This is a genomic window from Bacillus sp. LQ16, from assembly GCF_057784645.1.
In genome coordinates this window covers 2,454,720-2,465,872 of sequence record NZ_CM173491.1, presented here as the reverse complement: position 1 = coordinate 2,465,872, position 11,153 = coordinate 2,454,720, and the positions used below count along the sequence as shown (strand labels likewise).

Annotated in this window: 8 protein-coding genes and 1 pseudogene; 1 reads left to right on the top strand and 8 read right to left on the bottom strand. The window is 30.8% G+C overall.

Annotated elements, in window-relative coordinates; all coding sequences use genetic code 11:
- Positions 1–65: 65 nt before the first annotated feature.
- The 5 genes from hblB to AC3EMB_RS12265 all read right to left on the bottom strand — a co-directional run bounded on the left by hblB (position 66) and on the right by AC3EMB_RS12265 (position 8,020).
- Positions 66–1,466, bottom strand: coding sequence for a hemolysin BL regulatory component HblB (gene hblB / locus AC3EMB_RS12285; RefSeq protein ID WP_063547312.1), 1,401 nt, complete (start codon positions 1,464–1,466; stop codon positions 66–68).
- Positions 1,467–1,841: 375 nt separating this feature from the next.
- Positions 1,842–2,969, bottom strand: a complete 1,128-nt coding sequence (gene hblA / locus AC3EMB_RS12280; RefSeq protein ID WP_000977258.1) for a hemolysin BL binding component B — start codon at positions 2,967–2,969, stop codon at positions 1,842–1,844.
- 36 nt (positions 2,970–3,005) lie between these two features.
- Positions 3,006–4,226 carry a hemolytic enterotoxin HBL lytic component L1 gene (gene hblD / locus AC3EMB_RS12275; RefSeq protein WP_000714435.1) on the bottom strand — a complete coding sequence of 407 codons (1,221 nt, stop codon included), beginning with the start codon at positions 4,224–4,226 and terminating at the stop codon, positions 3,006–3,008.
- Positions 4,227–4,287: 61 nt separating this feature from the next.
- Positions 4,288–5,607, bottom strand: a complete 1,320-nt coding sequence (hblC, locus tag AC3EMB_RS12270) for a hemolytic enterotoxin HBL lytic component L2 (protein ID WP_078401515.1) — start codon at positions 5,605–5,607, stop codon at positions 4,288–4,290.
- Positions 5,608–6,790: 1,183 nt separating this feature from the next.
- The gene (locus AC3EMB_RS12265) at positions 6,791–8,020 is read right to left on the bottom strand and encodes a helix-turn-helix domain-containing protein (protein WP_023521964.1); all 1,230 of its coding nucleotides are present in this window, start codon (positions 8,018–8,020) and stop codon (positions 6,791–6,793) included.
- Positions 8,021–8,450: 430 nt separating this feature from the next.
- Between AC3EMB_RS12265 and AC3EMB_RS12260 the strand changes: the two genes are divergently transcribed.
- Positions 8,451–8,579, top strand: coding sequence for a hypothetical protein (locus AC3EMB_RS12260; protein ID WP_003270913.1), 129 nt, complete (start codon positions 8,451–8,453; stop codon positions 8,577–8,579).
- Positions 8,580–9,425: 846 nt separating this feature from the next.
- Here the strand turns inward: AC3EMB_RS12260 and AC3EMB_RS12255 are convergent.
- The 3 genes and pseudogenes from AC3EMB_RS12255 to AC3EMB_RS12245 form a co-directional block, all read right to left on the bottom strand.
- Positions 9,426–9,500, bottom strand: a pseudogene (locus tag AC3EMB_RS12255) (short-chain dehydrogenase); the annotation flags it as partial.
- 1 nt (position 9,501) lies between these two features.
- On the bottom strand, positions 9,502–10,224 hold the full coding sequence (locus AC3EMB_RS12250) for a thioesterase II family protein (RefSeq protein ID WP_488517715.1): 723 nt from the start codon (positions 10,222–10,224) through the stop codon (positions 9,502–9,504).
- Positions 10,211–10,915, bottom strand: a complete 705-nt coding sequence (locus AC3EMB_RS12245) for a 4'-phosphopantetheinyl transferase family protein (protein WP_488517714.1) — start codon at positions 10,913–10,915, stop codon at positions 10,211–10,213. Before AC3EMB_RS12245 ends, AC3EMB_RS12250 begins: the two co-directional genes overlap by 14 nt.
- Positions 10,916–11,153: the final 238 nt, after the last annotated feature.

The window sequence follows — 11,153 nt, the reverse complement described above, 5'->3', positions numbered from 1 at the left end:
GATTTTCAAATTAACTTGATGTCTAGTTTATTGTCCAGCTTTAATTACTTCGTTACTTTTCAGATTCAGTTCATTATATTTTGTACTTTGTCTTTATATACAACATATTCTTTACCATCCACTACTGCTACTACCGCAAATTCATCATTTGGATTGAATGAAAGCCAATCAGCCCACATGTTAGTATTAGCCCCTCCACTCCACATATTATGAACAGTGTTTTTAGTTAAATTCATAACTTTATAAGACGCATTTGGCGCATTTGTTCCAGTCTTTATTTCAAAAGTGTATGCGTTATGAATTTTTTTATAAAAGTAGAAAACGTTTGATGGACGAAGCTGATTCAAAAAATCCTGTTCTTTTTTCTCTGCAATTTTTATCCCTTCTTGCAAAGTGACAACATCTGTTTTTAATGTTTTCCAACTGTTTTTCGCTGCATTCAAGCTAGGGGTTAAGAATTTATATTTATTTTGATCAGCTTTTTGATCAGCTTTATCAATATGTCCCAGTACACCCGAATATTGAGAATCTAAATCCTCCCATTGCGTAGACATATAAGTAAGAGCAGTGATAGCACTATCAAGCATACTATGCATATCACTAATATTATGAAATGCAACTCCAACTACACGATTCAATGTTATTTTATAATCTACAGTCTGACGCAATTTTGCTAATTCAGGTTCTAGCCAACCTAACTTACCTCTTGCATCACCTATCATGATGCCACCAGCAATCAAGGTTGGAATAAAGGGGATTTTCACCATGTCTAATCCCTTAGATTCTATGTCTTTCTGATATTTTACTTGTCCTAAAAGGTCCTCTAGACGCTTTTGGTCAGCCTCCACATCAGCACCTTGGTTTTTTAAAATCGATTGCAATGTCTCTTTATGACTTCCAAATGTTCTAACATCTTCTCCAATAGCATTTTTTAATTGAATTAATTCTTCTATTAATGCTTTTGCAGACTTTTGATTTTGTTGAATTCCCCCCTGTAAATCTGTAATCCCTTTTTTTAAAGTATCTCCATTTCCATTATTAATCGCCTCTACTAATGTTTCATAATAATTTTCAAATTTTGTATCGTATTCTATAATGCCTGTCAATGTATCAAAAAGCTGTTTTTTTACTTGTGTATTCCATGTAACAGCATGTGCTCTTGCATTCTTTTGATCTTGTACAATTTTACTAGGTAAATCTGCATTTCCATTAATAGTTATTCCTTCAAAACTCACATCTGGATTATTAATTAGCAAATAAGAATATTCATTCATAGCTTTTGCAAATAAACCAGCATCTTGCAAAGCTTTTTTCATCTGTTCTTCATTTGCTGAAAGAGATATATTTTCATTGTTCGTTTGTTCAATTTCAATCGCAAAAGTTTCTAGTGGTATGACTGCATAAGTAGTTGTTATAGTTAAAAACGCTGATACAGCGAGTAGTTTATTAGGGATTTTTTTCATCATTTCGTATTCCTCCTATATAAGGTATGGTTTCAAGTTCTAATCTTATTAAAAAGCGATGTCTTTCAAAATGAGTTCTACATCTTTTATCAGTATCGTTTGAACTTTCTTTAGCAGCCTTCAAATCATTAAGTATTAAAGAAAATGTATATAATCTGCTTCAAATTAACCGATTCTGTTGCAAATTTTAAAAAAGCAATTAAACTACAAGGTTATTTTTTATTCGAATCATACTTATATATAATTGAAAGGCGAAGTCTTTAATGAGACTCCGCCTTTCTGTTATATAAGGATTTATTAATTATTACTTTTCTGTTTAACAGTGTAATCATAGACTTTCTATGTTTTAGTTCACTTTACAACAGAATTAATATTTCCCTATTTTTGTGGAGTAACTGTTTCCACTTTTAATTCCTTTATTCCTTCTTTTAATGTAACGGCATCTGTTCGTAATGTTTTCCAACTATCTTTCGCTGCATTTAAATTAGGTTTTAAGAATTTAAATTTATTTTGATCCGCTTTTTGAGCTGCATTCTCAATATGCCCTAGAACGCCCGAATATTGAGAATCTAAATCATGCCACTGCGTTGACATATAAGTAAGAGCGTTAATAGCATCATCAAGTGCCTTGTGCATTTCATTAATATTACTATAAGCAACTCCAACTACACGATTTAATGTTACTTTATAATCCACGGTCTGACGTAATTCTGCTAATAAAGGCTCTAACTTACCTAAGTTGTCTCTTGCTACTCCCACTATAATACCGCCAATTATTGGTAGACCCAAAATAGCACCCTTCATTACATTAAACCCATCAGATTCTAATTGTTTATAATAGTTTACTGATCCTAATACTTCTTCTAGACGCTTTTGATCTGCATCAACATCTGCACCTTGGTTTTTTAGAATCGATTGCAAAAGATCTTTATTGCCTCCAAATGCTCTAACATCTTGTCCAATAGAGTCTCTTAATTTAGTTAATTCTTCTATTAATTGTTGTGCGTACTTTTGGTTTTGTTGAATTTCACCTCGTAAATCTGTAATTCCTTCTTTTAAAGTTTCTCCATCCCCTGTATTAATCGCCTCAACCAATGTTTCATAATAATTGTCGAACGTGGTATCATATTCAACAATACCAGTCAATGTATCTAAAAGCTGTTTTTTTACTTTCGTGTCCCAAGTAACAGCATGTGCTCTTGCATTCTTTTGATCTTGTACGATTCTACCAGGTAAATCTACATATCCATTAATAGTAATTCCTTCAAAATTTACATCAGGATTCTTAATTAACATATAAGAATAGGCATTCATAGATTTTGCAAATAATCCAGCCTTTTGCAAGGTCTCTTTCATTCTCGCTTCATTTGCAGAAAGAGCCGTATCTCCATTGTTCGTTTGTTCAATTTCACTTGCAAAAGTTGCTACTGGTGAGACTACAGAAGTTGCTGTCATAGTTAAAAGAGCCGATGCGACGATTAGTTTGTACGGGATATTTTTCATCATTTTATATTCCTCCAATATAATTTTTCATTTTCAGTTCTATTCCTGTTTAAAAGCAATGTCTTTTGAAATGAATTCTGCATCTTTATGAATATCATTCCAACTTTCTTTAGCAGCTTTTAAATCATCCGGTATTAAAGAGAATTTGTGGTCTTGCATAGAATCGATATTATCCAGTAAATCTGTATAATTTGCGCCCATTGTATTCCATTGCTTTTGAATATTTGTTAGAGACAATATCGCTTGATCTACAGTCTGGTACAGATATGCCAATGTTTCTTTCGCGTTAGTAAGCGAAAGAACTGCTTGATTAGCACGATCTGCTTTCATACTTAATTCTCCGATTTTGTTAGAAATTTCGTTATAGGAGTCCATATGCTTAGATGCCGTGACACCAGCCGCAGTTCCTAGACCGATACCAGCTGCTCCAAGAGCTGAAAGTCCACCAACAACAGCCGGTGTTGCTGTACCACCAGTTACAACAATTACAACCGCTCCTCCAATAGCTGCAATAACTAAAATAGCTGCTCCCAATCCACCACCAATTGACCATGCTAATACATCATCAAAATGTTTTTTCTGAGTAGAACGAAGTTGCTCAATTTCAGCTTGAAGTTGTGGGATCGTTGCCTGTTGACCTGCTAATATTGCAGTTAATCCACCTTTCCCATCTGGACCACCAACATTATTTTTAAAATCTGTAGAATTTTGATATAGTTTCCCTTTGAAGTCTTGTAGCATCTTAATCACATCTGTAACTTCTTTTGAATTTGTATTGATTGTAGTAATTAAATCATTTATACCCTCTTTTAGACCTGCCTTATCTTTCTTTTGTACAGTTTCTACTAATGTGTCGTAATAATTTTGAAATTGTTCATCGTAATTTACAATATTACGAGCAGTTTTTTGAATCTGTGGCTTCGCTGTATCTAACCAGTAATTCGCATTGATTCGTGATAGCTCTTGATTAAGGTGAATATTTTTGAGCAACTCTCCCCCCTCTGAGCCTAAATCAATATTAGATAAATTTACATTTGGTTGCTTAATCATTGTTTTTGCGTATAAATCCATTACTAGAATATGAGATCCTGTTTCAGCTAATGCTTTCTTCAGTCCTTCGGGGCCTAATGCATAATTGCCTACTTTTTGTTCTTGAGCGGTCGTTTCTTGTGCAAATGCATGAATAGTGTTACCGGTAGTAGCAGTTATAACAGTTGCTAATGTAGCTAAAGTTAGTACTTTGAATGGAAATTTTTTCATGACTATTCTCCTTCTTTCGCTAAATGCTTATAATCTTTATGAATTCCGAAAAAACGCAATATTAAAATTTATATACTTGTTCTTCAAGGTAACTTATTACATTTTTTAATTGTCTTAATGTATCTTTTTGAGACTGCTCGCTAGTTGTATCAACATTAGTAGATAATTTTGTAATGCTATTTTTTATTAGATTTAAATCTTCTTTATAGCGCTTTAGTAGATCAAGTTCTACATCTACTTGATTTGCAAACGTATGCAAATCATTTTGTGTAAGAAGAAGCATTGATTTTTGTAAATCAGCTATTGATAGTTTCGTTGTTAAATCATATATTTTTTGATTTTGTTTCTCTAAATCATCTAAATATGCTCGCTGTTCTGCTGTTAATTTATTTACTTCAGCAAAAACGCCAAATGTTTTCTTAATCTTTTCGGTATCAATGACCTTCATCAGGTCATACTCTTGTGTTTTTGCTGCGGCTGCGGCTGCTATTTCACCTTGTTTGCTTTTCTCAATTGCTTCACGAGCTGCTTTTTTTGCTGATTCAATCTCTAGAGCAGTTTTACCTTGCTCTGTTGCTTCTTGCACTGCTTTTTTCTCTGCTTCTAGAATAGAGTTGTTAATTTCTTTTCCTTTGTTATACGCTGCCACCCCTGCTTGAGCAGCTGGTTCAATAATTTCTTTTGAAAGACTATAAACTTCTTTGAATATAGCAAATCCCTGTTCATTTAAAGCCCCTGGTATTAAGGCAATTTGCTGTAAATCATTTTGAATTGCTTTTTTGGTATTTAATATTTCATTTTTTAACTGGTCTATTTTTCCTGTTCCATCTGTACTTAGTATGCCTTGAGCAGTTGCCACATTGGTATCAAAATCTTTTAATTTTTTATCAAGCTGTAATTTAAGATCTGTTAATTCATTGATTTGCCGTTGCGTATTTTCTTGATTCGTCATAGCCATTTCTTGAAGTACTTCAAGTCTATCCGAAAACCCTTCTCTATCTTCTTTATTGTCTACAAACGATTTTAATGTCGGGTAATAGCTATTAAATTTTGTTACAAATCCTTTACTTTTTGAATTTAATAGAATTAACTGTGGATAGAGTTCCGATGACCATTCCTTCATATCTTGTTTGATTAGGAATTGATTTGTATTTAAAGCTGTGACTTCCTCTAACTGTACATTAGGACTCATTAAAGATTGATCAATATACGTTTGGATTAATTTAGATTGCGCACCTAATTTTCGTAATGAAGAGGAAATATCCATGCCTTCCTGTTGAGTTTCCGCTTGAACGATTGGTGTTGCGAGAGTATTGATAGGAATATTTCCTCCAGTTACAATGGATGTGACTAATAATCCTGTAATTATTTTAGTTTTCATTCCGTACACTCCTTTACCATTGTTTTTATAACTTAATTCATATAACTTGTATGACCTCTCTCGTTGTAAACTGATTAAGAAGGAGAAATCTTTCAGATAGGATAATATCGTTATTTTTTACTTCTAATAGAATGTAAGGATTTTACTTACCTCTCACTTCGATACTCTATTTTTTCAAATATAAATAACAAAAATTTATTAACTATATTTGAATCAAGCACCCTATGAATAGTAAATGTGTAATTCTTCCCTAGAATTGCGGTTTAACTTACAGAACCGCGAGAATCAATAAACCAATGCTTACAGTTAATCTTGCCATAACATTGTTTAATTTAAATTTAATAATATTACTCTTAGTTTTATCAGCAAACTCCTTACTAGACTACAAAAGGTAAAATTATACTGTACATCGCTTATACTTTTATTGCGGAATAACTTCACTTTTGTTATGCAGAAACTTAGAACACGTTTATTACAAATTTGATTCTTGACCTCTTGTTAATAAATTTACTATTTAGAATATTATTAACGACATAATGTTACTTACAACTTCACTATAATTCCTATTAGCGTAACCTTCTCCTTTCTATCTGGTCATACCAGTTATGTTGTTCATTAAAACATTAAATTTTTAATGCGTAAATAGAAAAATTTTGTCGATTAAGCTCGATAATTTACTGTTAAATAAAAATATGCCCCGGAAAAAATTATATAAATATAGTTATTCATAAATTTCATTTCTGTAATTGTAATGATTACAAATTAATGTGTATACGGTTAAAAATAACTATTTTCGCTCAACCAAGAAATTTTATTTTAGAAAAAATACTTATAGAATAATATAATAGGTCTTTTTATACTTTTTTACCTTTATTTAGTTATGTATAATTGCATAAAATGTAGATATATTTAGTAATATATGTTATATTGTTGATCTTTTTACAAAAAAACATCCTAATATCATTATTAATAAATATATAATATGAAGATATTAGTCTATAAACTTATCTTCGTTATAAACGTAGGTTTTAAATGACAAAAAAGCTACAAAGTTTCCTTGGAGCACTTTGCAGCCTTCTATCTTTTTGTTTCCTTTAGCAAAATAATGGTTAGTGAATTTTCATTTTTTGGGATACTTATACCCATGTTTAAGTCTTTACATTGGAGACAGCAGATAACAAGCTTATATTACTGTATATTTTTCACGGTACTGCCTGGGAGTCATGCTAGTGATTTTTTTGAAAACTCTTATAAAATAACTTTGGTCATTAAAGTTAAGCCACGCACAGATATCTGATAACGAATAAGTAGTGAGTGTTAATAATTTTTTTGCTTCTTCCACTCGTTCCCTTTGAATATATTCGCTTAAAGTAATTCCCATTTCTTTTTTAAATAGTTTAGACAGATAAGTAGGCGTAATTTCTAAATGATTAGCAAGTTCATTCAGAGATATTCCATCGTAAACATTTTTATTAATATGTTTTATACATGTAGTAACTGCGTAAGAATACTTTTTTGCATTGTATTCTTTCACACGATCTGCAAAAGTACGTAAAGCATCCCCTGACAATCGCTTTACAGATTCTACATTATCTAATTGTTCCAGGGTTTGTATATATAAAATACTATGAGCAAAAGCAATATCTGGTGGCAGGTTTCCTTCTATTGCATATCGAGTGGCTAAGGTAATCGCAATAATTCCAAGGTTTTTTTGATTCCTGAGCGGATCCTCTATTAGCATAAGTTCAACATCTTCTTGCGAAACCGCATACATATACTGTATTAACTTTTTTTTATTGCCTTCTTTAATAGTCGAAAAGAAATCATTTACTAATGCCATATTGTGCGTTTTAGGTTTGTTTTGTCGGCGTTTTAAAATATATAAATCAGGTTTCACATTTTTATTAGGAATTTCCTCTAGTACTTTATTTTTTTCCAAGACAATATCTACATCTAACTTTTCATTGAAAATCATGTAATGTAATAAAATTCCCATATCAATTAATGTAGTTTTTTTAATCTCAGATAAACACTGATAATAGGCAAGTCTTTCTTGAATGTTATCATTTGATTTAAATTCTTTCTGAAATTTTATGATCATATCATCTGAATCTTTTGGATGTATAGTAGGACCGATTATAATAGTCCCTTTAATATCATCATGATTTTCTATATGAATTAGAACAAAATTTTCAAGATAGTTGTTACTTCGAAAAAGTGGCAAGTTAAAGGGATCGTTTTCTTGATAAATATCACTAAGATGTTCTTCTTTTGAAGAATAAAAAGGACTACAAACATTATCAGATGTAGAATGATATAAAATTTTTCTGTCTGCAGATAAAATATGTACAGGGGCATTAAATGCTTTATGTGCAAGATCACACAAGTGTTGTATATCGATAGAAGTATTCATTACATTCTCCTTTATAGATCCATAAAATATATTCTGTTAGATATAATTCACGACAAATAATACTATAAAATATCAAATTAGTACAATTCACAACAAAATATTACTATATCTTTTTTATAAAAATCATATATTATTTAATTGTAGTTAGCATCTAAACATCAGAGTAGATAAGTAAATGAAATAAGTTAAGTTCTTTTCTTAATTCTACAAGATATAATTATTGAACTTGAGAAAACAGTGAAGTACTACAAAATACAGTGGTAGTCAATGCGAGGACCAAGCTGGAAAAAGATTTAAAATACAGCGAAAGTAACAGGAGATACTGTACCACCGCAAGAAACAACAGTCAAAGTTCCAATTCAATCACTTATACAAATTGAATTCAAAAAAATAAATACTGCTAATTTAAATATGAAACTGAAAAACTATTTTGCTCCAAATTTTAAAAAAAGATAATAAAGAAGTTGTGAAATTGGAAACAGATGAAAGCGATACGGTTATTTTTGAAGCACTATGCTTTGAAAAGTACAAGGTGGAGGAAATTCAAGTACTCAACTAAACATAAAAAAACGAATGGAATATTCAAAAAAATGACACTATATTACTGGTCGCAACATTAGTTTTACTTTCCACAAAAGAGGAAAATATATAGACTTTACAAATACTAAAAATAGCAAATTAGATAGTTTTATTACCTCATCACATAAAGTGAACCTTTAATCAGTGGGGGTTTTGTTCATCCCCACTGATTATTAGCCCACACCAATCTGGCTTTTACGGACAGTTGATCCCCCACCTAACTTCTTTGCTTCCGCTGAATTTTGAGGTGGGGGTCTTACTGCCCAGCAAACAGCGAGATAAACTTATTATTAATTTCCAAATACAATAGTTGTTAATCAACAAAAAACTTCAATAACCAAGGTGCACAGTAAATTGACCTCAAAACAATAATTACTACAATATCAGGTTTTGCTTATTCTATAAAAAAGAAATATCACTTAAAAACTATTCCTTTATATCGATTTAGACATAAAACATTTTATTATATCGGCTTAAGTATTATGGAATTAAAATTGTGAATAACACCAAAACTCTTTTAAGGGCTCATACATCGTTCTTATTGAATTAATTATCTTTCGATACCTATGTCATTAACACAACTAAAAAAGGTTATTACAAGGGAATTTGAGAGGTTTTTTTCAATTCCAAAAATTTATTTTTGTAAATTAAAGGAAAAATAATCCGTATATATATACGGATTATTTTCTTAGAGTATACAATACTTTATTTTTAAATTTCTATAACTTTAAAAAGTGATTACTACTAGAATAATAAAAACCAAACCTTTCTCAACATTAAATTGAGGAAGGTATGGTTTTAAAGCACATAATACTTACAATTAGCATTATAAGCAAGATCCACAAATTGCATCAATTAACTCACCAGTTATCCAACGACTGTCTGATGATGAAAGAAAACCTCTAAAAACTAGTTGATAATCTTTTAGAATTTAACTTTCCTATAATACTCTTTGCTATGTCTTCAATATTTTCATTTAGAAAGAAATGACTACCTTCAAAAGAATGAAAAGTACACGTTTTACTTGTATATTGCTTCCATTTTATTACTTGATCATATGTAGTAAATTCATCATTTTTCCCATTAAATATAAAAAAATCAATATCACATGGTTGTATATTATTATCATGAATGTATGTCTCGACAATCTTAAAATCTGCTCTTAAAATAGGGAGAAAAATCTCCATTAATTCTTCTGATTGAAGTACCCCAGATGGTGTACCTCCCATTGCAATAACTTCTCTTTTAAATTGTTCATTAGGAAGATTATATCGGATATTTTTTATTTTACTATTTGGATGGTTTCTACCGGACAAAACAAGAAATTCAGGTAATTCGTTATTAGAATCCTGTATTTTCCTGGCTACTTCATAGGCAATCAAACTCCCCATGCTATGCCCGAATAGAATGTACGGCGAAGCATCTATTTGCTTAACTATACTAGTGTAGGCATCATTTACGGCCTCTTCCATACCTTGGTACAAGCTTTCTTCAATTCTATATCCTCTGCCAGCTAATTCTATCGGGACTACTTCAATATATGGATTAAAGTAATTTTTCCATTTTGCGTAGTTAAACGCAGATCCCCCAGCATGTGGAAAGCAAAAAAGTTTAGTCTTCTGCATTGATTTTCTCCTTACTTTCAAATTTGTATATAGTTTGGCAAATTGTATAAATGTCTTTAATTATTATCTCTTGCGGAAATTCATCTCTTGTTGCACAAGCAGAGAACTTATAATTTGGATCAATGTTATATTGTTTAAAGTAAAAGTTTTTAGGTATATGCTTGTATGAAATTGAAGTTCGTGATTCTTTTTTTATAGAGAATGAATTTAATGGGGTATAAAGCCCTTTTCCAATCGTTTTTATATAGCTTTCTTTTAATGTCCATAAATCATAAAAATAATTAATTTGTTCATCAGAATTCATATTAGATATATCATAAAATTCTTCCGCTGAAAAAAATTCTTTTGCTAATTTAAAAGCCTCTATTTCTGAAACTTTTTCTATATCAATACCCACATTAAAATTAGCAGTAGTACAAACCACCCATTCTCCTGAATGAGACACATTAAAATGAAAGTCAGAAAAGTTTTCAACAAAAGGTTTTCCATACTCATTATATATAAATCTAATTTCTTCATTATTAATTTTATACTTTTGGCAGATTAGAGATCGGATTAGTAAATCCCCTATCAGGGTCCTATTAATGTCGCATGAATTTAATAATCGCTTCATTCGCTCTTTCTTCCCATTTGAAACCAAGTTACTAAGTTTCTTAAACAAATGACTTTCAATATTCTTTGGTATTTTCACAGCGTGAATTTGTATGATAAATCACGTCCTTTTTTAAAGAATGGCTTCATATATGAACGTTACAGAAACTCAAATTAACTTTATTAAATTGCATATACAATAGAAAAGGTGCATATTTACATATCAATGAAAATATGCACCTTCCCTCAGTAATATCATCAGGCATTCGCTTCTATTACAAAGATTTCTATGTCTCTACCAATTACTTTTTACATTATCCCCTTAAAAAGTAATGCTC